The sequence below is a fragment of the Salinibacterium sp. SWN139 genome (assembly GCF_015864625.1).
Lineage (GTDB): Bacteria > Actinomycetota > Actinomycetes > Actinomycetales > Microbacteriaceae > Rhodoglobus.
Window position 1 is genome coordinate 405,320 of record NZ_JADYWV010000003.1, and the last position, 23,805, is coordinate 429,124.

Consider the following 23,805-nt stretch of genomic DNA (forward strand, 5'->3'; position numbering starts at 1 on the left):
GATGCAGCTTGCGCAACGACTGAAACCAGCCATTGAGTGGGTACTCCAGCTACGCCCGGTGCGTGTCTTCATGCACTACGCGGAAAAGTTAGGACCACTCCTCTCATCGGGACTTTCCTACCAAGCGATCTTCGCCGTCTTTGCCGCAATCTGGGTTGGTTTCGCTGTCGCTGGCTTCATCGTGCAGGGCGATCCAGTGTTGCTCGATGCGGTCTACAACTTCATTTCCACGAACATCCCTGGCCTCATTGGCGATGGCAGCGGCAACGGCGCGATCAGCCGCGACACCCTCGCCGACACCAGCATTCTGGGTATCACTGGTGTCATTGCTGCCTTCGGTTTGGCGTTTACGGCTCTGGGCTGGATCGCCTCCGGCCGCAGTGCCGTTCGTTCCATGTTTGGCCTCGAGAGTTCCGAGACGAACTTCCTTATTTTGAAACTGAAAGATGTCGGGCTGGCGATTGGCTTCGGCCTTGCCGTTCTGCTGTCGGCTGCGATCTCTGTCGTGAGTTCCGCCGCTCTGAACTGGATACTCGGCCTCGCATCGATCGATGAAGACTCCGATGTCGCGATCATCGCCACTCGCGGTGTCGCCCTCGTGATTGTGCTGCTTCTCGACACCGCCACTCTCGCCGTGTTCTATCGGGTAGTTTCCGGCATCAAGATCCCCTTCCGTGTGCTCGCTCAGGGAACGATCATTGCGGCCGTAGCGCTTGGTGCGCTGAAGTTTGGTGGTGGCTTCCTGCTGGAAGGTGCCACCCGCAACCCGCTGTTGGCATCCTTCGCCGTGATTATCGGTTTGCTGATCTGGTTCAACTTGATCTGCCAAATCATTCTCATCGGTTCGGCGTGGATTGCCGTCTCCGCCGATGACGCTGACCTCGACATCAGCGGCGAGAAGCGTGATGCTGAGGCGCCGCGGGCCGTGGCAGCGACGAAGGCCGCCAATGACGCGAAAGCGAACAAGGCCGTCAAAGCCGACCGCAAGGCTCAGCGTCAGGCCAACCGCAAACCGCAGGCAACTCCCGACGAGCAGAGCGAACTCGACAAGGCCAACGAAGTGAAGTTCAAGCGCACCTTTAAACGGATGATGAAGCGCAACAGCAAGAGGTAGCTGACGGTCACCACAGGGTCAGTGGCGCTCGGTAGTCTTGAGGCATGGCAACACGTCTTCGCATCGCATCCGTCAACGTCAATGGTGTTCGCGCCGCTTACCGCAAGGGAATGGGCGACTGGCTGGATGCCCGTGACGTCGACATTCTCGCGTTGCAAGAGGTTCGCGCCGCCGACGCCGACATCGAAGGGTTGCTCGGCGATGGCTGGAACATCCTGCACGATGCCGCGACAGCGAAGGGCCGCGCGGGCGTCGCTGTTGCCTCACGCAAGGGATCTGCGGCATCCGCCCCTCTCGCTCACCGCGTTGCGCTCGGCGCCGACGACTTCGACAGCGCCGGTCGCTGGCTCGAAGCCGACTTCGATGTCAACGGCACGACCGTCACGGTTGTCAGCACCTACGTTCACTCGGGCGTTGTCGATACCCCGAAGCAGGTCGAGAAGTACAAGTTCTTAGAGGCCATGCTCGTGCGCCTGCCCGAACTTGCCGCGCACAGCGACCATGCCCTCATCGTCGGCGACCTCAACGTGGGTCACCGCGAACTCGACATCAAGAACTGGCGCGGCAACCGCAAGAAGGCGGGCTTCCTCCTCGAAGAGCGCGCCTACTTCGACCGCATCTTCGGCGCTGCTGGCGAGACCATCGAATGCGTCGACGGCACCACTGGCCCCGGCCTCGGTTGGGTGGATGTCGGCCGCCAGTTCGCTGGCGAAGTCGAAGGCCCGTACTCCTGGTGGTCGCAGCGCGGCCAAGCTTTCGACACCGACACTGGTTGGCGTATCGACTACCACGTCGCCACCCCCGCGCTTGCGGCCACCGTTGCGGATTACCGCATCGACAAGGCCGGCGCCTGGGATGAGCGCTGGAGCGACCATGCTCCCGTCGTTGTTGACTATTCGATCTGAAAGACTTAGCTAATGAGCACCACACCTCGCCTGTTTTCAGGAATGCAGCCGTCTGCCGATTCGCTCCACGTGGGCAACTACGTTGGCGCGCTCATGCAGTGGCGCGAGATGCAGCAGAACTACGACGCTGTCTTCTGCGTTGTCGACATGCACGCCATCACGGTTCCGCAAGATCCGGCACTGCTGCGCGCTCAGACCCGTCGCACCGCCGCGCAATACATCGCTGGCGGCATCGACCCGGAGAACTCTGTGCTGTTCGTGCAGTCCCAGGTTCCCGCGCACGCTGAGCTTGCGTGGGTCCTGAACACCATCACCGGCTTCGGTGAGGCTTCGCGCATGACGCAGTACAAAGACAAGTCCGCCAAGCAGGGGTCGGATGCCGCTTCGGTTGGCCTCTTCACCTACCCCATCCTGATGGCCGCCGACATCCTGCTCTATGACACCGCCATTGTGCCGGTGGGCGAAGATCAGCGTCAGCACATCGAACTCACGCGCGACCTGGCCGCACGCTTCAACTCTCGATTCGGCGACACCTTCGTGATGCCGGAGCCGCAGATTCAGAAGGCCACGGCCAAAATTTACGACCTGCAGAACCCCGAGTCGAAGATGAGCAAGTCAGCGACGACGGATGCGGGCGTGCTGTGGTTGCTCGACGAGCCGAACAAGACGGCAAAGAAGATCAAGTCGGCAGTGACCGATGACGAGCGCGAGATTCGCTTCGACCGCGAAGCAAAGCCGGGCGTCTCGAATCTGTTGACGCTGCACTCCACGTTCAGCGGAACACCCGTCGCCGACCTCGAAGAGCACTTCGCGGGCAAAGGTTACGGCGACCTCAAGAAGGAAGTTGCCGAAGTAGTGGTGGCCGAGTTCGCGCCCGTGCGTGAGCGCACCCTCGAGTTGCTCGCTGACCCCGCCGAGCTCGACCGCATGCTGAGCAAGAATGCCGAGCGCGCCAACGAGATGGCTCAGAAGACGCTTGATCGCGTCTACGATCGAATCGGCTTCTTGCCGCGGGTGCGCTAATGCAGGTCTTTAATCTGTCGAGCGAACGCCTGACGTTGGATGCCCTCACCAGCGACGATGTCGAGCTCATGACCGCCTACTGCCAAGACCCAATCTTCGAGCACACGCTCACGATCCCCTGGCCCTACGCTGCATCAGATGCCGAATTCTTCATCAACAACCTCGTGACGCAGTGGTGGGACGACGACGACGAATACACCTGGGCAATCCGCGAAACCGGCAAGCCTGAACTGCTCGGCGTCATCAGCTTTCGCCTCTACAACGACACCATCGGCTACTGGATGGGCGAACCCCACCGCGGCAAAGGCTTCATGAAAGAAGCCGTCGCCGAGGTCAGCCGCTGGGTGTTCTCCACCGGTCGCCCCGAAGTGCGCTGGGAAGCCCTCGTGGGCAACAAAGCCTCCGCCGCCATCGCCAAGAGCCTCGGCTTCATCTACACCGGCATCGAACCCGCCTCGAGCGAGTATCGCGGCGGCACGCATCCGCCATCGTGGTGGGCAACGCTCACCGCTCCGGATGAGAACCCCACGTATGAGGTCGAGTCCGGCCAGCCCTGGCCGGTTTAGAACTGAGAAAGCGCTGACGCATTGACAATCACAGTCGCCCTCTTTGACCTTGACGACACCCTGTTTGCTCACCGGGCATCCGTGGATCTCGGAATTCGCAATCACCGACGTTCGTTGGGGGCCGCATTTGCTGCCGGGCCCAGCGTCGACGGGAGTGCGGTGTGGCCCGACGATGCATCGGAGAGTGTGCGCTGGACCGCGCTGGAGGAACATCACTACCACCGCTACCTCGGCGGCGAACTGACCTTCGAAGGCCAACGCCAAGCGCGCGCCCGCGGTTTCGTCGAGCCCTACGGCGTGATGCTCAACGATGCCGAATCCAGCCAGTGGTTCGACACCTACTTCGAGGCGTACCGCGACGCCTGGCACCTGCACGACGACGCCCTCGCCTGCCTCGATTCGCTGGAGACCCGCTCCCCCGCCACCCGCCTCGGCATCATCACCAACGGCGAACTCGACTTTCAGACGCGCAAAGTTGAGACAGTCGGTCTCACTCACCGGGTTGAGCACCTCGTCGCGAGCGGCGAATTCGGACACACCAAGCCCGACCCGCGCATCTTTCACCACACCTGCGAACTCTTCGGCGTCGAACCCGCCAACGCGGTCTACATCGGCGACCGGCTAGCGACGGATGCGCTGGGAGCCGCGAATGCCGGACTCACCGGAGTGTGGCTCGACCGCGAGCGCAGCGCAACCACCGACCAACTCGACGAAGCTCGGGCGGCTGGCGTTAGTGTCATCCACTCGCTTGATGAATTGGACGGGCTGCTCGACTGAGCTGGCCGCACGCTTCGGCTGCGGCCGTAGCGCGAGGACTCGCCCGAAACAGTCGCGCCAGTCCCTCCTGCCTCGCGTAACAAACTGAGAGGTTGGGGCGGGAATAGTTCGCGGCGAAACGCGTTGAGTAGACTAAGCAAAGCAAAACGTGCTCCGGGGCTCGGTGAGATTCCGAACCGGCGGTTATAGTCCGCGACCCGCGCCGAAGTGAAAACTTCGAAACGGTTGACCTGGTGAAACTCCGGGACCGACGGTAATGAGATCGCAAGATTTCTCAGTCCGGATAAGAGGAAGCACGAGCTGAACCAACGAACGTGCCCGCATTCTGGGCGCGATTAGTGGTGCAGTGTGGTTTTTCGAACCCACTTTCCCGGAGCGCGTCCCACGAGACGAGAGCCCGGATGACCGCCCCAGAGCAGACCGCACAGCAGGTGCAACAGCTGGAGAAGCTGATGCACCATGCGCTGTCGTTGGCGAGCCACGGGCCGATCACCGGTGGCAACCCTCAAGTGGGCTGCGTGCTCGTGGATGCCACCGGCGAGATCGTGGCCGAAGGCTGGCACCACGGTGCGGGCACTCCGCACGCCGAAGTGGATGCTCTCGCCAACCTCGACGGCATCGCCGCAGGCCTCACCGCCGTCGTTACCCTCGAGCCCTGTAACCATCACGGGCGCACCGGCCCGTGCGCTCAAGCCCTGCTCGATGCTGGCGTGAGCCGCGTCGTCTACGCGGTGTCTGATCCTGGGCCACATTCCGCTGGCGGTGCCGAACGGCTCCGCGCTGGTGGCGTCGAAGTGATCGCCGGCATCGCTCAGGCCGACGCTGAAGAGTTTTTGCACTCGTGGCTGACCGCCGCTCGACTGCAGCGTCCGCACGTGACCGTGAAGTGGGCATCCACCCTCGACGGTCGCGCTGCGGCCGCCGATGGCACGAGCCAGTGGATCACCGGCACCGCCGCCCGCCAGCACGTGCACGAGCAACGAGCGCGCGCCGATGCGATCGTCGTGGGCACAGGCACGGTGCTCGCCGATGACCCGAGCCTGACCGCGCGGGGCGACGCCGGCGAACTTCTCGAGTCGCAACCGCAGCCGGTGGTGCTCGGTCGGCGCGAGATTCCGGCGGATGCGCAACTGCGCCAACACCCCGAGAAACTGCGTCAGATTGACGGCAACGACCTCGACGCCGCACTGAGCGAATTGTTCGAGGCGGGCATCCGGCGCGTCTTCGTTGAAGGCGGCCCGACTATCGCGAGCGCCTTCATCGCTGCTGGGCTTGCGGATGAACTGCTCATCTACCTGGCCCCGAAGCTGTTGGGTGGACCCAAGGTCGCGCTCGGCGAGCTCGGGATTACGACCATGGCTGAGGCCAAAGACCTCAGCATCACTGAACTTCGCCCGCTGGGCAACGACGTACTGATTGTCGCCCGCCCGGCGACAGAAACGAGAGCGTAACCATGTTTACCGGAATCATTGAAGAGCTCGGCGATGTCGTCGAGCTGGCCGCGACCGATGATGGTGCCCGCCTCACGGTGCGCGCTCCGAATGCGGTGTCGGATGCCGGCCACGGTGACTCGATCAGCGTCAGCGGCGTGTGTCTCACCGTTGTCGATCAGGGCGCCGACTGGTTCACGGCCGACGTCATGGGCGTCACTCTCGACATGAGCACGCTCGGCTCGCTCGCTGCTGGCGCCCGCGTGAACATCGAGCGCGCCATGCAGGTCGGCGATCGCCTCGGCGGCCACATCGTGCAGGGGCACATCGACGGCACGAGCTCGGTGCTGAGCATTACCGATGAGGGCAGCTGGAGCATCCTGCGTTTCAACCTCACCGAAGAACTCGCCCCGCTCGTCGCCCGCAAGGGCTCCATCGCGGTGCACGGCGTCTCTCTCACGGTGAGTGCCGTGGGTCGCGACTGGTTCGAGGTTTCGCTGATTCCCGAAACCCTCACCGCTACAACGTTGGGAGCGCTCGCTGTGGGCGACTCCGTCAACATCGAAACCGACATCCTCGCCCGCCATGTGGCCCGGATGGCGGAGTTCACCGACGCTGATCAGCGTCACGAAAGGACCGAGTCATGAGTCTCGCCACTATCCCCGATGCCATTGAGGCGATCCGCGCGGGTCGCCCCGTGATCGTCGCCGACGATGAAGGCCGCGAGAACGAGGGCGATGTCATCATTTCCGCCGAGCTCGCCAGTCAAGAGTGGATCGCGTGGATGGTGCGCCACTCCTCCGGCTTCATCTGCGCTCCGATGACCAACGAGATCGCTGACGCACTGGCGCTTCCGCCGATGGTCGCTGTGAACGAAGACCCTCGCGGCACGGCGTACACCGTGTCGGTGGATGCCGCCAACCGTCTCAGCACCGGCATCAGCGCCTCCGATCGGGCCCACACTCTGCGGGTGCTCGCCGATCCGCTCTCGATACCGTCGAGCCTGCACCGCCCCGGGCACATCATGCCGCTGCGCGCAGTCGATGGTGGAGTGCGCGAGCGTGACGGCCACACCGAAGCATCCGTCGATCTCATGAAGCTCGCGGGGTTGCGCCCCGTCGCGGCGATTTCGGAGATCGTGCTCGACTCGGGCGAAATGATGCGGCTGCCCGAACTGATCGAGTTCGGTGCGCGCGAAGATGTGCTCGTCATCACGATTCTGGACCTCATGCACTGGCTCGAAGAGAACCGCTGCGATACCATCCCGGCACCGATCGAACCGATCCCCGAGATGAGTCGCGTGCAGTTCGAGGTCGAAACCACCATCCCGACTGTGCATGGTTCCTTCACCGTACGCGCCTACCGCGATAACTCGACGGGCGCCGATCACGTCGCGTTCATCGCGCCCGGAACCCTCGAGCGCATCGGCGAGGGCCCCACCCTGGTGCGCGTACACTCCGAGTGCCTCACGGGGGAAGCGTTCGGTTCGCTCAAGTGCGAGTGCGGCCCCCAGCTCGATAGTGCGCTCGAGACCATCCAACGCGATGGCGGCGCGGTGATTTACCTGCGCGGCCACGAAGGTCGCGGCATCGGGCTCATCAACAAGCTGCGCGCCTACCGCCTGCAAGAAGACGGGCTCGACACTCTGGACGCGAACCTGGCCCTGGGCCTGCCTGCTGACTCCCGCGACTATGGGGCTGCCGTCGGCATCCTCAAGGATCTCGGAATCTCGTCGGTCAGCCTGCTCAGCAACAACCCTGAGAAGAAGCGTCAGCTTGAAGAGCGTGGCGTGATCGTCGGCGAACTTGTGCCCCTCGTTGTTGGCGTCGGCGCCGGCAATGAGGGTTACCTCGAAACCAAGCGTGACCGCATGGGTCACCAACTCCCCACCACCGCCGTGCTCGCTGAAGCACGACTTACCGCGAAAGGCCTCTGATGAGTGGCGCAGGATCCCCCGAAATTGTTACCGACGCAACCGGCCTCAAGGTCACGATCATCGCCGGGCAGTGGCATGAAGTCATCACCAATGGACTGCTCGCCGGTGCCCACCGCGCCCTCAAGGCAGCCAACGCTGAGGTGACCGAGGTGCGCGTTCCCGGCAGCTTCGAGTTGCCCGTCGCGAGCAAAGCAGCCCTCGATGCTGGGGCGGATGCCGTTGTTGCTCTCGGCGTCATCATCCGTGGCGGAACACCCCACTTTGAATACGTGTCGGATGCCGCCACCAGCGGCCTCACGCAGGTCTCGATCCTGACCGGCAAACCGGTGGGCTTTGGCGTGCTCACGCTCGACGACGAACAGCAGGGCCTCGATCGTGCCGGGCTTGAGGGCTCAAAAGAGGACAAGGGTGAAGAAGCCGCCAACGCCGCTATCGCGACCGCGGTGCTGTTGCGGCAGCTTCGCGGGGAGTAACCGTCGCACGCTCCCCTCGAGCGCATCCGGGAATTAGCGGTATCGCACTCGTCAGTTCGAAACAGCGCGAGCCAGAAGACTCGCGACCGTCTTCGGCTCACTGATAAACGGCGAGTGGCTCGTCGCGATTTCGACGGCATCGTCGCAGCGACGCGCCATCTCCCGCTGGAGCTCAGGGTCAAGAGCGCGGTCCCGGGCGCAGATGACGTAGGTCGATCGAGTGGAATGCCAGCCAATGTGACTGGGGACTCCGCGACCGTGCCCCGGAGCTTGACGGCGCAGCAGGGTTGTCGCCCACTCGCTGACCTCGTCCGAACAATCTCCGTACAGGTACTCCCCCGCCTTCGACGGATCGACCCGGGTAGAACCGTCACTAGTGGTGATGAGAGCCGGCTTTATCAGCGGCTCAGGGCCACCAAGCGAAGCGCTGCTCTCTCCGCTGTCGGGAACGAATGCCGCCACGAATACGAGGTGGTGCGCGTCGCGCAGTCCGGTGATCACCGATCCGCCATAGGAATGTCCCATTACAACCGGTGGACTTGCACAGGCATCGACTGCGTCTTGAACAACGGCGGTATCTGCCGCTAGCGACCCACGGTGCAGCTGCGGTGCGATTACTCGGATGCCGTTCTCCCGAAGTTCGCGCGTGACGAGCGACAGGTGCGCTGGCTGGTGCCACAGGCCATGCACCAGAATGACCTCCCGCACTTGTTCCACCCCGCGAGCGTAGAGCGTACGAGCGAGAAAACTCCTACAACTAGCGCTATTGGGGATGAAAGTTTTTCAGAAACCCTAGCCGCTGCCTCAAAACCCGGCCTAGGCTGGCGGTATGCGAAACTCACCACGAATGACGCAGTCTGCTCGATCCCTCGCCGCGCTGGTGATTCTCGGCGTCGCGATTGCGGTCTCCGGATGCACGCCCGGAAGCCCCACCGACGCAGATTCCACTCCGACGCCGACGTTCATCCCGGATGAGGCGAGCGCGTCAGCTTCGGCGGATCCCACGAGCGAGCCGATCGAAAGTACGGCGCCCGGCAGCGAAGTCGCGTTCCAAATGGTCGACAAGTTCACGCTGTATGAGGACGGACCAGGCACCGTAGTGCTCACAGGCAAAGCCCTCACTGGTGTCTTTCGGGCGGGTGATGGACTTGAAGTTCTCGGCGGTGGCCCCGATACCGGCATCGTGATCCTTGAAATTCGGATGGGGGTGCCGCTCGCCGCAGTCGATTCATTGCCTGCTGGCGAATACGGCAGCATCCTCGTCAACGGCAACTGGGACGATTACGACTTCGACGAGAAGTTTGTGCGGCCGACGGAGTAGCCGCGCCATCGCCCCGCTCCTGCTCCCGATAGGATCGGGGCATGAAGGATCGCTCGTGACCGAACCAGTACAGCCGCCTCCTCGCCGCTTTCCGCGCCGCGTTTACGGAGTCGGCACTGAGCCGGATGCTCGTTTCAGCCTGGCCAACGAGCGCACGTTTTTGGCGTGGATCCGCACCGCTCTCGCGCTGATCGCCGCTGGTGTGGCGCTCGAAGCTTTCGTGTTGCCGATCGCTCCTGGGTTCCGACTCGGCGCATCCGTGCTGCTCATTCTGTTGGGCGTACTGGCTCCCATGCAGGCATGGTTTGGCTGGATGAAGGCCGAGCAGTCGTTGCGGCTCGGGCGCCCGTTGCCCTCCCCTAACCTTGCTGGCCCCATCGGTGGCGGTGTTGTTGTGGCCGGGCTGCTGCTCGCAATCGGTATCCTCCTCCAGTGACGCGCGCCTTCGACCGCCCCTTCGATGCCGGCCTGCAAGCGGAACGCACCGCCCTCGCCTGGCAGCGCACCGTGCTGTCGTTTGCCATCGCCGCGCTCGTCTCCGCGCGACTGCTGCTCAACACTGTCAGCATCGGCAGCTACGCCGTGGCCGCTCTTGGCCTCATCATGACCGCCGTGCTGTTCTGGGTGGGGCATCGTAGATACCGCACCGTGCATACGAAGCTCGTCCAGGCATCCACCGATCGCATTCGCCTCACGAGTGCGGCGCCGCTCTTCCTCTGGGCGCTTGCCGTCTTCGTGCTCGCCGTCGTCGGCGCGGTATTCGCTGCACTCGGTATGGTCCCGACTGTTCAATCCCCGTAGCTGCGGCTTCGGCCCGCACCGCGCCTGGCACCCCGCGCACGGCGAAATTGCCCGCCGCAGCCCGCCCTCACCATCCAGCGGAGCAGCAGCTCCCGCAACACAGTTACACCGGATGTTGTACGCAGCGCCCAGACAGAAGGCTTAGTGTTTTAGAGGCTGATTGCTGATGCCGATGTCGCTGAACACTCGCGGCACCTTCGCCCTCCAGTTTTGGGACAACGAGAAACTTCATGAGCTCGACTTCACACACCGCTGCACCGCGTCGCGGACGTTCTGGATCACGCGACAACCCCGACGACGGCCCCCGCGCGAAGTTCAGCGAACTGCTCCCCTATCTCTTCGAGCACCGCAAGGTCATGATCTTCGTAATCATCCTCAGTGTGCTTGGCGCGGGCGCTTCGCTCGCGCAGCCGCTGCTCGTCAGCCAGGTCATCACGATCGTTGAGGCCGACGAATCGCTCGGCACCCTCGTGTGGCTGCTCATCGGCCTCGTCGTCATCTCGGGCCTCATCAGCGGTTACCAGCACTATCTTCTGCAGCGCACCGGCGAAGGTGTCGTACTCTCGAGCCGCCGTCGTCTCGTGAGTCGGATGCTCAACCTCCCCATCTCGGAGTTCGACCGTCGCCGCACCGGTGACCTCGTCTCCCGTGTCGGCAGCGACACGACCCTGCTGCGCGCCGTACTCACGCAGGGACTCGTCGAAGCCATCGGTGGCTCCATCACCTTCATCGGTGCGCTCATCGCGATGCTCATCATCGACCCCGTGCTGCTCGGCCTCACCGTGCTCGTGATCGCAATCGCCGTCGTCACGGTTACCACCCTCTCGAAGCGCATCCGTGTGGCCAGCCAGCGCGCCCAGCGCAAGGTCGGCGACCTAGCCGCCGCTGTGGAACGTGCGATCTCCGCCGTGCGCACGCTGCGAGCATCCAACGCCACCGAGCGTGAAATCGAGGCCGTGAACGAAGACGCGCTCGGCGCCTGGAAGATGGGCATCAGCGTCGCCAAGATCTCGGCACTCGTGGTTCCGATTGCCGGAATCGCGCTGCAAGTGTCGTTCCTCGTCGTCCTCGGTGTCGGTGGCTACCGCGTGGCCAGCGGCGCCATCGAGATCGCTGACCTCGTCGCGTTCATCCTCTTCCTCTTCCTCATGATCATGCCGCTCGGCCAAGCCTTCGGCGCCGTCACCGCCGTCAACCAGGCGCTCGGTGCGCTCGGGCGCATTCAAGAAATCATCAAGCTGCCCAGCGAGCTCGAATCCGACGTCAACGTCGTTGCCGTTCCGAGCATCGAATCGGATGCCGCGATCACGTTCGAGAACGTCGAGTTCTCGTACCCCCGCGACTCGGTGCTCGTGCAAGCCGAAACGGAACTGGCCTCGCTCAAGCACGGCGGCGCAGAAGCGGCCGCCGAGGAAATCGACCTCACCGTGCTGCGCGGAGTCAGCTTCACCGTGAAGCGCGGCGAACGCACCGCCATCGTCGGCCCGTCGGGTGCCGGCAAGAGCACCATCCTCGCCCTCGTCGAGCGCTTCTACGACCCCACGGGCGGTGTTGTACGCCTCGGCGGCGACGACCTCCGTGCCCTCAACCGTGAAGAGTTGCGCGCCCAGATCGGCTACGTCGAGCAAGATGCGCCCGTGCTCGCTGGCACCATCCGCCAGAACCTTCTCATCGGGGCCCCCAACGCCACCGACGAGGAATGCACCAAGGTCATCGCGGCCGTGAACCTCACCGGTGTGCTCGACCGCAACCCTGCCGGTTTGGATGCCGCCGTCGGCGAAGACGGCGTAATGCTGTCCGGTGGTGAGCGTCAGCGTCTCGCGATCGCCCGCACGCTGCTCGCCGCTCCCCCAATTCTGCTGCTCGACGAATCAACCTCCAGCTTGGACGGCCTCAACGAGCAAATGCTCCGCGAAGCCATCGACGCTGTCGCCGAGAACCGCACGCTCATCGTGATCGCGCACCGCCTCTCCACCGTCGTCGACTCCGACCAGATCGTGGTGCTCGACAAGGGCAAGGTTGTGGGCGTCGGAACCCACTCCGAGCTCGTGAAGTCGACCCCGCTCTACAAGGACCTCGCCAAGCACCAGCTGCTCGTTTAGCGGTTCGCGGGTGCGCCGCTTCGGCGGTGCGCCCGCGCGCTAGGGCCCTGCCGCTGCTGCCGGGCCGCTCGGCTCTCCGCTACGGAGCGGGTGCGCTGCCGCTATTCGACCGCGAGCGCGAACATCGCGACCGCGGCGGTCGCAGCAACGTTGAGCGAATCGATGCCGTGCCGCATCGGGATCTGCACGATCGAATCAGCGGCGTCGATGGCATCGCGGGTAAGACCGTGGCCCTCGGTGCCGAGCACGAGCGCGACCTTCTCGGGAGCATCCGCCGCATAATCGCGCAGCGACACCGCGCCGTCCTCGAGGGCGAGCGCTGCGATCTGAAAGCCGGATGCCGTGAGCAGCGCCCGAGTGTCGGTCCAGTTGCCGATGCGGGTCCACGGCACCTGGAGCACGGTTCCCATCGAGACGCGGATCGCGCGCCGGTAGAACGGGTCGGAGCACTGCTCGGTGACGAGCACGGCATCTGCCCCGATGCCGGCGACCGAGCGGAAGATGGCACCAACGTTGGTGGGATCAACGACGTTTTCGAGAATGACGATGCGGCGAGCATCCGCCAGCAGCGTCTCGGGAGCCGGCAGTGGCGGCCGGTGCATTGACGCGATGACACCGCGGTGCAGCACGTAGCCGGTGAGCTCCGCGAGCAGCGACCCGTCGCCCGTGAAAATGGGAACCTCGTCGCCGACGAGGTCAACAATCTCGTCCACCGAAGTGCCGAGCGCGAGCACCGAGCGCACGCGATGACCGGAGCGCAGCGCGCGCTGCAGCACGAGTGTCGACTCGGCCAGATAAAGGCCGTGCTCGGTGCCCTGCGCTTTGCGCAGTGCAACATCGGTCTGGTGCGAATAGTCCGCGAGCCGCGGATCGCTGAGCTCGGTGATCGGGATGACCGGCACGCTAGAGTGCCCGACTCACGCGGATGAGAATCACGGTGCGTCCATCGGCACGCTGCCCACTCGCGGCCTCAAAGTCGGGCCCGGTGATCGACTCGATGCCCTCGTACAGCAGCGCATTGTCTAGCCCGAGTGAATCCACTTCGGATGCCCACGACAGCGTTGCCGCAACACGGTAGTTACCTCCACGCAATGGATCAGCCGCCCCTTCAGGCAGCACGACGGTGGCATACAGCAGCCCGAACGAATCCTCGACCGTCGCGAACTGCACGCTCTCGACCTCGACGCCCTCGGGAAGATCAATGAGCGAGAACTCGGCGATCTGCTCAGCCGAAACATCGCTACAGGTGCCGGCAGAGGAATCGCACAGTGTCTCGCTGGTCGGCCAGATCGCTGTGAAGACTGCTGCGCCACCCGCAATGGCGAGGCCGATCACGAGTCCCAAACCCACCAGCAACGCCAGCAGACGCCAGCCCAAGCCCTTACTCGGTGGCAGAACGTCTGACTCAGCGATGAAACCCGGGAGGCTCAGCTCTGGCTCGCTCATATCGTTTGTCATTTCTCGGCCACCACTCGTCAGTCTTCGGTAGAGACAAGGGTGATGCCCGTGTCTGCCATCGTGCTGAGAGCGGCGGCGCTCGATTCCGGAGCGACACCGGCGACTAGGCCGGTGAGCACCGACACGTCGCGGCCGCTGCCCGCGGCATCCAGAGCAGAAGCAAGAACGCAGTAGTCGGTAGCGATGCCAGCGACATCGATCGTGTCGACACCGAGACGATCAAGCAGGGCGGGCACCGTCTCGCCATCTTCGGTAGTGCCCTCGAAGATTGAGTACGCGGGAACGCCCTGCCCCTTACGCACGTGCACCTGCACGAGCGAGGTGTCGAGCGCGGGGTGGTACTCGGCCCCAGCTGTGCCCGCGACACAGTGAACGGGCCAAGTGTCAACAAAGTTGGGTTCGGCATCCGTGGCGAAGTGGCCACCGTTGTCATTGTCAGCATCGTGCCAGTCACGGGATGCGATCACCACGTCATAGCGATCGGGATTGGCCCGCAGATAGTCGGTGATTCCGGCCGCCACAGCAGCACCGCCGTCGACGCCTAACGCGCCGCCCTCGGTGAAATCGTTCTGAACATCAATAATGAAAAGTGCAGCAACCACGATGCCAGTCTAAGTCGCGCCGACGCCCCACAACCGATCGCCGCAGGCTTGAGTAGTTGGCGAGCTGAGTAGTTGGAGAGCTTAGTAGTTGGAGAGATTGCTTCCACAGGCATAAACGCCAGCGACGAGGTTGTCGAGCGCGGTGCGTGCGTCGGTGGAGATGCCCTCGCCGATCGCGTAGAACGCGAAAGCGAGCTGAGTACCATCCTTGGCATTCACCACGCCACCAAGCGAATGCTCCTGGTTCGTCCACCCTGATTTAGCCGCGACGTGACCGGATGCCGCAGCGGCATCCCCCTCAAAACGGTTATAAAGGTCGCCGCTTTCGCCCCCAACCGGAAGCATCGAGAACGCTGTCGCGATTGCGCCGCTGCCTGATGCCCCTGCCGCCATGAACTGTGCGACGAACAACGGCGAGACTTGGTTTTTGGCACTGAGACCTGAACCATCGGTGATGGTGATGGTTCCGGCATCATCGAGTCCGGCATCCGACAGCACACTCTGGATCGCCTGGTTCAGGGTGCTTGCAGCGCCGCTGAGACCTTGCTGTTTGGAAACCAGACGGGCAAGCGACTCAGCCAAGGAGTCATCGCCACTGATCAACATCTGCTCCACGAGCACGCTGACAGGTTGCGACTTAACTTCAGCCAGCACCGTGTTGCCGACCGCTGCGCCGGTCGAGAATGTGACCGCGGGTAATCCAGCGGCTTGGGCGAATGCTTGCCCAGCCGATTGCACGGGATCGGTGCCGCGGGGGCTGATCGCGATGGTGGGATCAGCCCGGTCGCCGTTCACCATGAGCGCCGTAACGTAGGAGTGGTATCCACCAGTGCGTTCACGCTCGGGCCAATTGGAATCCCAGGCATCGCTCGTGTTCCACAGAGTGGAGTCGAGCACGATCTCCGTAATCGGAACTCCAGGATGGAGTTCCTCATAGCGGGTTATCGCCTGCGAAGCGAGATCCGAAATTTGGGGGGCATCGCGATAGTACGACGCATTGGTCGTCGCGAGGGTCGGGTCACCGCCACCCACCAGCACGATCACGCCCGCCGATGATCCGTCGATAACTTTGGTGCTGATACGAGTGTCTGCACCGAGAGCCTGAAGTGCCGCAGCAGCCGTCATCGCCGTCACGATGTGGGCGGGGCTGGCGGCTTCGTCGGCAGAACGGTCCCACAACACGGTGCCCGTAGCGACATCCGTCACGACTCCGACAAGCGAGGGGAAGGTTGCGACCGTGGCCAAAGAATCCACAGAGCAGGTGCGCACCGCTACCGCTCCGGGTGTAACATCCGGTTGGCTCCGCTGCTCTGCAGTGACTTCGTCTGGGGTGACATCAACTGCCGAGTTCGCGGAGCCAACCGAAATTCCGGCGAATACTGCTACTACTGCGAGTAGTACGAATACAACCGCTGCGACCGTCACCGTGGATGCGGTGGGGTGCTGAGTTATAAACGCGCGTATTCCTCCCGGCGCTTTCGGCTCACTACTGGCTGAATCAGTCACCCGGTTATAGTACCCGGATGTTCGAACCCAGCGCTTCGAGTGGCCTAGCAGTACGTCCATCGTGCTGCTGCGCGGGTAAAGCTATAAGGCTCATCGATTCCACCATGGGTCATGGCAAAGGCGATGCAAACGCCGCCGGTGCTGGCACCGGGCTGGTAGAGCGATGCGCGGTGAGAATACGATTCCCACCACTTGGAAGCAACGGTGGCTCCGCTGTTTCCTGAACCACCGGCGAGGTTTCCGTCGCAACCGCGAGCGGCAACGCCGTCGGAGCGAGTGGTGCCGTTGTGGCCCCAACCGTCGAGAGGATCCGAGCTGGGCGATTCTGCCATCCAGAAGAGGCGTTCTTCCATGCAGGAGTCGTAGCGGAAGTTCGAGAGGGGAATCGGCTGCAGGCAGTTGGCGACGCGAATCGCGTTGTACGCGTAAGCGAAGGATGCGAGGTCGCCCGAGGTCGTTCCGGCGACGCCCTGTGATGAGCTGCGGCTCGGCGCACCAGGTACGCCACCACCAACATTGCTCGGGCAAGCTTGGCCCGCCGAAGCGTAGGCTGCGCGAAGCTGAGTGACGGATGCTGAACCGCCCGTTACCGAGGCAACGACGATCGGCTCCGGCTTCGGCACTGCTTTCTGCGCGAGGTGCTCAGAGTCAGTGGTCAGCGACTTGGCTTCAGCCTTGATTGCTGCAGCCAATGACTCTTCGCTGACGCGTTCGATGCTGGCAATCGCGACGACATCGACCGACTCTTCGATCGGCGCAGTCGCCGTCGACGCAAACAGCGGCGAACGTGCAGCTGAGTTAGCGGTTGCGCTCTCGGTGAGCCCTGGGCCGCCTCCCCCGACGAACGGTACTACTCCAACAATTACGACGGTGACTAAGGCCGTTAAAAACGGAACTCTCCCCATGAAAATCGTCCCCCAGACGAATAAATAGGAGGCAGACCCCTCTGCTTCCTGTTGCCAAAACTAGGCGCGAAAGCAGCGTTCCACAAGGGAAAAACCCCGGAAACATAGGCAAATACCCGTTAATGGGGGGTCTGGGTGACGGGTCTATCCTCTGTTTGGGGGACACCCTCGTAGCCCGAAATCGTCGTTCGGGGCATGAGGGAAAACAGTGCCGGGTTAGTGCTTGCGGGCGGCTTGTGCGCGTCGCGCATCGCGCTCAGCATCTGCCGCGGCCGCCTCGTCTGGCGTCGGTGCGGTTCCGCCCAAGTGACGCGGTTGCCACCACTGACCAGTGCCATCGAGCGGGTAGGCCTCCTGCGCCGTCTGGAGCAGGCCTTCCATCGTCTTCTTGAGTCGCGCAGTTGCCGTTGCCGCGTCATCCGTCGTCGCAACCGTCATCGGGTCCCCAACGACCATCACGATCGGGATGCCCACACGTTCACGCAAAGTGATCTTGCGGTTCTTCGTCATGAGGCGCTGCCCACCCCACAGCGCGATGGGAATCACGGGCACGCCCGCTTCTGCTGCCAGACGCACGGCGCCGGTTTTGAAATCGCGGATGGTGAAGGATGCACTCACTCCGGCTTCGGGAAATACCCCAATCAGTTCCCCCGTGCGCAGAGCCGTGACGGCAGACTCGTAGGCCTTAGCCCCAGCATTCATGTCGACAGGGATGTGCTTCATGTTGCGCATAAACGAGCCGACAACGCGCTTCTCGAATACGCTCTTTTTAGCCATGAAACGAATGCGGCGGTGATTGTGCAGCCACAGCGCCCACTCGACAAGAGCGAACTCGAGGTAACCGAAGTGGGTCATCGCGATCACGGCCCCTCCCTCATCGGGCAGATTCTGCGACCCGATGACGGTGCGTCGCACACGAAGAGCACCGAACATGGCGCGACCCGCGCCGATGGCTGCCGTATAGATGGGTTCGTTGCGGTACTTCATACCTTCAGCTTAAGACTCCGATATGGGAGTTTGCCGCCACCACAACGCACAACGAGGACCAGATTTCTCTGATCCTCGATGCTCAACGGAGCCGCCTGTCAGAATCGAACTGACGACCTTCTCATTACGAGACAGATTAACCGACGTTTTCAGATTGAGTCCGCTTGCACAGCACTGCACTGCACTGCACTGCACTGCAAAATCTCCACTGTTTACCTGGGATTTGGCGACTTCGAAGCAATCTAAAGCCAACGGTTACCACCGATTACGAGATCCATTTGCCCACTAGCTGCCCACTAAGTCTGGCTGGAATCCTTTCGTACTCCGATCATCGACGCTTCGACGTCAGGCATGCCGCTCGCGATGGTTGTCCCAATTGAAGGAGACCAAAAGCACCCGTCCTCGACGAGGAACGAGTTCTTGGCGCCCGCCTTGAACAGGGCCGCGGCAGACTTCAAATCAACCGACCCACCGGCGAGCTTCTCTCCCGATCTGCAAAAATTCTGGTCGTGGCCTGTCCGAGGCCAATTCCGGGATCACTGCCAAGCTAGAACCGTCGAACGACATAAGTTCATCTAACCCGCCACCTCGTGACTCGGCGCGCAAAGCGCTCCCGCGCAATCTGGAGATCTCCACCAAATATTCTGGTGTGACTGAGAGCAAGTTTGCGTCATATGCACGGTGATGGTTTCTGCACAGCGATAGCCCGTTGCAGGTCAGATCCGTGCTCCCGGCGTATGCGACAGGAATTATGTGGGCAGCTTCGGTAAGGGAAAGCTGAATTGAGCATACGGAGCATCTTCCGTGATACGCCACACTTATCCGGCGAGAAAAGTCCCAAGCCCGGAAATTACTAGTAACCACTCGAGTAATCCTATTCCGAGACTCCCCGACCGGTTGTGGTTGCGCTTCCTCGATGACCTGACCGACAGACCCCGCGATTCCATTGAGCAAGTCAGCGATTTCTGCGGCAGTATCGCTGTGGATCTCCTCTGCATTCAAGCAGTAAACCGCAAGCATCTCGGCCCGAAAGGCGACGACTACGTCGTCGCTATGCCGAGTGGCTGCGGCCAAACCAATCGAATTGGCTGACAACAACGTTTGTTCACGTATTTGTAGCGACGGGGATGAAGACGAGCGCTGGCCGTGGACACTAGCGTCCCATCCCGCGAAGGTCTGAAACTGCGGACTCCACCCGATCACGACCGTGGTCTCCCCGGGAACGTTCTCGGGCATCTCACCCGTCAGTTGGATCCGGTACTCGTCAGCGGCTCGAGCGCTACCTCCGCCATGCGTCACATTCCAAGCGTAGATTCGGAGCGTCGTCGCGCCTTCATCCCCGAGAGCCCCCAGAAGAACCCGCATAGGTTTCCGCCTATTCGAAGGCAGGAGCAAAGCAGTTCGGCCGCTTGCACGCAGCGATTGAAGTACGTGATCTTCGAGAGCTGATCGCGATAGTCGTTGCACCGTGTCCGGCATTATGGTTTCCCCCCATTGTTCAGATTAAAACTAGGCTGCTTCTGCCTTGCTGGCTTGAGAGGAAAGCGCTTTCACGAGCTCTTCCCCTAGCGCCTTCGCTAGCATCGGCGGGACTGCATTCCCAACCTGACGCCATTGTTGCTCAACTTTGCCATCCAAGAACCAATCGTCTGGAAAGGTCTGAAGCCGCTTGACTTCCTCAATGCGCAGGATTCGATTCTTCCAATGCAATGGACCCATGTTGTTAGATCGCCGCGCTTGAATCGTCCACGAAGGCATGTCTGGGCTTAGTTTCAACAAGAACGACCAATACCGCTTCCGCCATTCAAACTGAGGGTTTGGATGACCTCTTTTCGCGGTGAGAAACAAGTAGTTGTCCCCAGGCGGGATTTGTTTCAAAAGTTCTCGGTGCTTTCCGCCTGCGACATGACCAGCATCGTTGGCATTCGCTTCAGTGTCCAAGTCGCTAAGTACGGCACCTGCGGTGCGCCAGCCGGGCAGATTAGAGTCCGCCTGCAAAGGCCCCCGATGCGACTCCGAAGGCCATTCGAATTCTGCGTCGAGGGTGCCAACAAGAAAGAATCGCTGCCGAATCTGCGGCACGCCGAAATCGGCAGCGTTCAGTACCTTCATCTGACACTTGTACCCGAGCGCCTCGGCCGTTTCGGTTATATGTTCAAGAGTTTCGCTGTGAACTTTGAACGCCATTCCGGCGACATTCTCCAATAGGAATGCGCGAGGACGTAGCCACTTGAGTGTTTCAAGATATCCACCGATAGTCACTTCGCCTACTGGATCATTCATCGCCCGAGGTTTATCCGTCCGGTAGAACCGGCTTTTCGAGAACGGAGGGCAGGGCGGACCACCGATAAGGATGTCTACGTCGCGAAGCTGTTCCTCTCCGACGAGCGCTATAGCTTGAGATTGCGAGAAATCAGCGATGCTTCCCTCGAAGAACTTCGAGGTTGGAAAATTTACTGCATGGCTTCGGGCGGAAAAAGGATCGCTGTCAACACCGAGCACTATGTCAAACCCAGCTTCTCGGAATCCGAGATCCAGACCTCCACACCCCGAGAAAATACTCACTGCTTTCAAACGACCCACTATGCCGCCTTGCTTTTAGCTGATAGTGATTTCATGGCAGCCAACACCATCTGCTCGGCCATTACTGACGGGACGGCGTTCCCAATTTGTCGCACCTGTTCTCGGCGCGGTCCCGAAAAAACGTATCCATCTGGAAAAGTTTGAAGCGCAGCAAGTTCGCGGATTCTCAGGCGTCGACCGCTCCAGTGGAACGGTCCGGTCCAAGGCCCCGGACTGGCGGGAATCGTCCAAGAAGGCCGATCAGGATCTAGTTTCAGAAGAAAATTCCAGTAACGCGTTTCGGTCTCAAACGTCGGATTGGGGTGCCCGGCCCACGCGGTGTGGAACTTGTAATTCATGCCGGGAGGAACATCTTTCAAATGTGAAGCCCAAGTTCCCGTCACTTCTTCGTTCCCTTCGGCGTACTCATCCCCCTCAAATCTTCTCAACGCATCACCGGAGGTAACCCAGGGCAATTGGCCAGCGTCCGGCTCCTTGAAATACGTGCCAGCTGGTGCTTCAGGCTGGGCTTCACGTGACCCCAAAAGGAAAACGCGTTGGCGTGCTTGAGGCGCCCCGAAGTCCGTAGCCGTCGCTACAACAGTTCGAGTGAAATAGCCGGCGGCCTCTGCGTCTTGGCGTAAGGCCTCAAAAACATGCTTGTTTCTTGGGTGCAAAATGCTTGGAACGTTCTCGAAGACGAAGGCTGCGGCATCCGTTTCTTTCGTGAGCCTCCAAAACTCATTCACGAGGGTTCTTCGGCTGTCTGGCCTAGCGAGCAACGGCTCCGTCGTGCGTTGTGCAGCTTCTCCGCGAGCTCGAGCCCTGCGGTATGCCGCCTCGTCACCCTTGTCCACCCAATACGCGGCCTTACTGAAGGGCTGGCACGGCGCGCCGCCTATCACTACGACATCTTCCCTCGAATTCAATCCAGCTTCTTTGCGCAGATCTGCCGCCGTTAGTGCCGTAACGTCGGCGTGCAATGCTGCACCACCGTGCAAATTCGGGTTCGCTGTCACTGTTTCACAGGAAAAGCGATCGCTATCGACTGAGAGCCGAAGATCAGCACCAGCGCGCGCCGCGCCGATCCCTAAGCCGCCTGCTCCAGCAAAGAGATCAATAACTGGTAAGGAGTTCAGCAACGTGTATCCCAACTTTCCATCCGAAATCACTCTTGAGAGTACGCCCAACGACCGACAAACTAAGCGATCGCTTCTGCCACAGATTCGTTGAACAGCCAAATCAAAGAAGCGTCACGCTACAAACTTCCGTTCGCTCTCGATCACTCGTCGAGTCTAGATTGCCTACTGCGTAGCGCACCGACGCAACGCTGTCGACGGTGAAGAGACGCAAACCTGAGCCCATTCTCTGTGATTTAGGGCGGAATACCGTCTTCACACCGCGCTTGCGATGGGTATCTAGCGTGCTTGTGAACAGCTTCGCTAGAGCCCTGCTTCGGGAAATGAAGTGTAAGGCCTTGGTCTTCGTGACTCTCAGCATGCTTCTGCAATCAAGCATTTGCCGTGAAATAGTGCCCACCAAGTGCCCACTAGAGGCAGACTCGCGGGGTGTCATATTCACAAAACAACCCTCTGACCTGCATTTTTTCGAGCCGCCTGTCAGAATCGAACTGACGACCTTCTCATTACGAGTGAGATGCTCTACCAACTGAGCTAAGGCGGCCGGCCACATTTTCATGAGGCACAGCAAGATAGCTTAGCCGAAGTTTTGGGGCCCGAAAGCCCACTCCGCCAAGTTGTCGTTAGGCAGCACAATCTGGGTCGTCATTCGGGACTACACCGTTGATGAAATAGGCGTCGACCGCACCATCGATGCACCCGACACCACCGTTGTAGGCGGTGTGACCTTCGCCGTTGTAGGTGATGAGCTGGGCGCTCTCTAGCTGCTCGCTGAGTGCTACGCCCCATTCGTAGGGTGTCGCCGGGTCGCCCGTTGTGGAGATGATCAGCACGGGCGGTGCGCCCTCACCGGTCAGCTCCGTAATGTCGGGCCCGATGTACTGGTACGGCCAATTCAGGCAGGTCAGGTCACCAGTCGGCGGAAAATCGCGGTAGGTCGTCGGCGAAGCCTCACGCATGAGTTCCTGCTGTTCAACCAGCACGGCAGGGTCAGTCTCAACGGGGTAGTCGACGCAGTAAATCGCGATGAAAGCCTCGAGCGAGTTGTCGGTGTAGCTGCCATCGAGATCGCGGCTGTAATAGAAATCAGCAAGGAAGAATGCGGTATCCGTTTCGCCGCGCGCAGCCTCCGAGAAAAGGTCGTTGAGGAACGGCCACGAGTCTTGAGAGTAGAGGGCAGTGCTCATCGCGATATCGAGCACACCGGCATCCATCATGCGGCCATCGGGGGCAGCAATCGGATTCGCGTCATAGCGGTCGTAGAGTTCGCGGATCGTCGCCAGCGCGGCATCCACGCCGCCGGTGAACGGGCAGTCATCGAACGATGTCGGGCACGCCGCCAAATAGTTTTCGAGTGCCCTCTGGAAACCAATCGTCTGAACGCGGCCGACCTCAAAAACAGAAATAGACGAGTCGGTGGCGCCGTCGAGCACAATGCGACCCACGTTCTGCGGGAAGTTTTCGATGTAATACGAGCCGATATCGCTGCCGTAGGAGTACCCCAAATACTGCAGCTTCTCGTCGCCCACAATCGCGCGCAACATGTCGAGGTCGTGCACCGTGCTTTGGGTATCAATGAACTGCAGGATCGGGCCCGTGTTGTCGAGGCACGCCTGGCCGAAATCGATGGCCGCCTGCTCGCTCTCCGCAAGCCATTCATCGCTGCCGACCGCCGTATCCGGAATACCAAAAATGAAATCATCGAGGCCGCCGTCATCGAGGCACGTCACGGGAGTCGAACGGCCAACTCCGCGAGGGTCCCAGCCGATCACGTCGTAGTTCTCGCGCAGGTTCGCACTCACCGCAAAGTCCACGTCATCGTGGATGAGATCAAAACCTGAGGCGCCTGGCCCACCAGGGTTCACAAACAGCGACCCCAGGCTCTCCCCTGTTGCCTCCTGGCGAGCCATCGCGATTTCAATATCAGTTTCCGAAGACGGGTTTGCCCAATCCATCGGAGCGATCGCCGTCGCGCACTGAGCGCCGTTATCGCAATCCACCCACGTGAGAATTTGCTCGTAATAGGGAGCGAGTTCTGCCGCCACCGTCTCACCGGTCGGCTGCGAAGTCTCCCCGAAAAGTCCCGAAAAGAGGTTCGCACAGCCGCTCAGCACGAGGGTGAGAACGAGAGCGGGCACCACGAGGGCAAACCTGCGAGTGCGAGAGGCGGGGGCGGCGGCGATAAAGTTCACCGCATG

General features: G+C 61.5%; 24 protein-coding genes, 1 tRNA gene and 1 riboswitch. Of the genes, 13 read left to right on the forward strand and 12 right to left on the reverse strand.

What is annotated here, in order from left to right; genetic code table 11:
- Position 1: 1 nt before the first annotated feature.
- The 9 genes from I6E74_RS11845 (at position 2) to ribH (ending at position 8,224) form a co-directional block, all read left to right on the forward strand.
- Positions 2-1,114: a YihY/virulence factor BrkB family protein gene (locus I6E74_RS11845; RefSeq protein ID WP_197125915.1), complete on the forward strand. Its 1,113-nt coding sequence runs from the start codon at positions 2-4 to the stop codon at positions 1,112-1,114.
- A 44-nt stretch (positions 1,115-1,158) separates the two neighbouring features.
- Positions 1,159-2,019 (forward strand): exodeoxyribonuclease III, encoded by an 861-nt coding sequence (locus I6E74_RS11850; protein WP_197125920.1) that lies wholly within the window; start codon positions 1,159-1,161, stop codon positions 2,017-2,019.
- Between the two features lie 12 nt (positions 2,020-2,031).
- Positions 2,032-3,042: a tryptophan--tRNA ligase gene (gene trpS, locus I6E74_RS11855; protein WP_197125921.1), complete on the forward strand. Its 1,011-nt coding sequence runs from the start codon at positions 2,032-2,034 to the stop codon at positions 3,040-3,042.
- Entirely contained in the window at positions 3,042-3,608 is a 567-nt protein-coding gene (locus I6E74_RS11860) for a GNAT family N-acetyltransferase (RefSeq protein WP_197125922.1), read from the forward strand. The genes trpS and I6E74_RS11860 overlap by 1 nt, the downstream gene beginning before the upstream one ends.
- A 21-nt stretch (positions 3,609-3,629) precedes the next feature.
- Positions 3,630-4,385 (forward strand): HAD family hydrolase, encoded by a 756-nt coding sequence (locus I6E74_RS11865; RefSeq protein WP_197125923.1) that lies wholly within the window; start codon positions 3,630-3,632, stop codon positions 4,383-4,385.
- A gap of 145 nt (positions 4,386-4,530) precedes the next feature.
- Positions 4,531-4,685, forward strand: a riboswitch (FMN riboswitch).
- A 101-nt stretch (positions 4,686-4,786) separates the two neighbouring features.
- Entirely contained in the window at positions 4,787-5,836 is a 1,050-nt protein-coding gene (ribD, locus tag I6E74_RS11870) for a bifunctional diaminohydroxyphosphoribosylaminopyrimidine deaminase/5-amino-6-(5-phosphoribosylamino)uracil reductase RibD (protein WP_197125924.1), read from the forward strand.
- 2 nt (positions 5,837-5,838) lie between these two features.
- Positions 5,839-6,462 carry a riboflavin synthase gene (locus I6E74_RS11875; protein ID WP_197125925.1) on the forward strand — a complete coding sequence of 208 codons (624 nt, stop codon included), beginning with the start codon at positions 5,839-5,841 and terminating at the stop codon, positions 6,460-6,462.
- Complete coding sequence (gene ribB, locus I6E74_RS11880; RefSeq protein WP_197125926.1) at positions 6,459-7,751, forward strand: 3,4-dihydroxy-2-butanone-4-phosphate synthase; 1,293 nt, start codon at positions 6,459-6,461, stop codon at positions 7,749-7,751. The genes I6E74_RS11875 and ribB overlap by 4 nt, the downstream gene beginning before the upstream one ends.
- Entirely contained in the window at positions 7,751-8,224 is a 474-nt protein-coding gene (gene ribH / locus I6E74_RS11885; protein WP_100389547.1) for a 6,7-dimethyl-8-ribityllumazine synthase, read from the forward strand. The genes ribB and ribH overlap by 1 nt, the downstream gene beginning before the upstream one ends.
- Positions 8,225-8,275: 51 nt before the next feature.
- Here the strand turns inward: ribH and I6E74_RS11890 are convergent, their stop codons facing one another.
- Positions 8,276-8,941, reverse strand: coding sequence for an alpha/beta hydrolase (locus tag I6E74_RS11890; RefSeq protein ID WP_197125928.1), 666 nt, complete (start codon positions 8,939-8,941; stop codon positions 8,276-8,278).
- Between the two features lie 112 nt (positions 8,942-9,053).
- On the opposite strand from I6E74_RS11890, the gene I6E74_RS11895 reads away from it, so the two are divergent.
- The 4 genes from I6E74_RS11895 to I6E74_RS11910 all read left to right on the forward strand — a co-directional run bounded on the left by I6E74_RS11895 (position 9,054) and on the right by I6E74_RS11910 (position 12,448).
- Positions 9,054-9,545, forward strand: a complete 492-nt coding sequence (locus I6E74_RS11895; protein ID WP_197125930.1) for a hypothetical protein — start codon at positions 9,054-9,056, stop codon at positions 9,543-9,545.
- 55 nt (positions 9,546-9,600) lie between these two features.
- Positions 9,601-9,981: a YidH family protein gene (locus I6E74_RS11900; protein ID WP_197107834.1), complete on the forward strand. Its 381-nt coding sequence runs from the start codon at positions 9,601-9,603 to the stop codon at positions 9,979-9,981.
- A complete protein-coding gene (locus I6E74_RS11905) occupies positions 9,978-10,346 on the forward strand; it encodes a DUF202 domain-containing protein (RefSeq protein ID WP_197125932.1) in 369 nt (122 codons plus the stop codon). Before I6E74_RS11900 ends, I6E74_RS11905 begins: the two co-directional genes overlap by 4 nt.
- A 230-nt stretch (positions 10,347-10,576) precedes the next feature.
- Positions 10,577-12,448 (forward strand): ABC transporter ATP-binding protein, encoded by a 1,872-nt coding sequence (locus I6E74_RS11910; protein ID WP_197125934.1) that lies wholly within the window; start codon positions 10,577-10,579, stop codon positions 12,446-12,448.
- Positions 12,449-12,549: 101 nt separating this feature from the next.
- Here the strand turns inward: I6E74_RS11910 and I6E74_RS11915 are convergent, their stop codons facing one another.
- The 11 genes from I6E74_RS11915 to I6E74_RS14775 form a co-directional block, all read right to left on the reverse strand.
- Positions 12,550-13,350, reverse strand: coding sequence for an RNA methyltransferase (locus I6E74_RS11915; protein ID WP_197125936.1), 801 nt, complete (start codon positions 13,348-13,350; stop codon positions 12,550-12,552).
- A gap of 1 nt (position 13,351) precedes the next feature.
- Positions 13,352-13,906, reverse strand: a complete 555-nt coding sequence (locus I6E74_RS11920; protein ID WP_231601514.1) for a hypothetical protein — start codon at positions 13,904-13,906, stop codon at positions 13,352-13,354.
- 17 nt (positions 13,907-13,923) lie between these two features.
- On the reverse strand, positions 13,924-14,508 hold the full coding sequence (locus I6E74_RS11925; protein WP_197125937.1) for an isochorismatase family protein: 585 nt from the start codon (positions 14,506-14,508) through the stop codon (positions 13,924-13,926).
- A gap of 81 nt (positions 14,509-14,589) precedes the next feature.
- Positions 14,590-16,014, reverse strand: coding sequence for a D-alanyl-D-alanine carboxypeptidase (locus I6E74_RS11930; protein WP_197125938.1), 1,425 nt, complete (start codon positions 16,012-16,014; stop codon positions 14,590-14,592).
- Positions 16,015-16,058: 44 nt separating this feature from the next.
- The gene (locus I6E74_RS11935; protein ID WP_197125939.1) at positions 16,059-16,919 is read right to left on the reverse strand and encodes a hypothetical protein; all 861 of its coding nucleotides are present in this window, start codon (positions 16,917-16,919) and stop codon (positions 16,059-16,061) included.
- Between the two features lie 216 nt (positions 16,920-17,135).
- A complete protein-coding gene (locus I6E74_RS11940) occupies positions 17,136-17,834 on the reverse strand; it encodes a lysophospholipid acyltransferase family protein (RefSeq protein WP_374221070.1) in 699 nt (232 codons plus the stop codon).
- A gap of 531 nt (positions 17,835-18,365) precedes the next feature.
- A complete protein-coding gene (locus I6E74_RS14835; RefSeq protein WP_374221064.1) occupies positions 18,366-19,385 on the reverse strand; it encodes an HNH endonuclease in 1,020 nt (339 codons plus the stop codon).
- A gap of 30 nt (positions 19,386-19,415) precedes the next feature.
- Positions 19,416-20,489 (reverse strand): DNA cytosine methyltransferase, encoded by a 1,074-nt coding sequence (locus I6E74_RS11950; protein WP_197125943.1) that lies wholly within the window; start codon positions 20,487-20,489, stop codon positions 19,416-19,418.
- On the reverse strand, positions 20,489-21,640 hold the full coding sequence (locus I6E74_RS11955) for a DNA cytosine methyltransferase (RefSeq protein ID WP_197125945.1): 1,152 nt from the start codon (positions 21,638-21,640) through the stop codon (positions 20,489-20,491). Before I6E74_RS11955 ends, I6E74_RS11950 begins: the two co-directional genes overlap by 1 nt.
- Positions 21,641-22,078: 438 nt before the next feature.
- Positions 22,079-22,151: transfer RNA gene (locus I6E74_RS11960), tRNA-Thr, on the reverse strand.
- 79 nt (positions 22,152-22,230) lie between these two features.
- Positions 22,231-23,799, reverse strand: coding sequence for an alpha/beta hydrolase (locus I6E74_RS14775; RefSeq protein ID WP_197125947.1), 1,569 nt, complete (start codon positions 23,797-23,799; stop codon positions 22,231-22,233).
- Between the last annotated feature and the right edge of the window lie 6 nt (positions 23,800-23,805).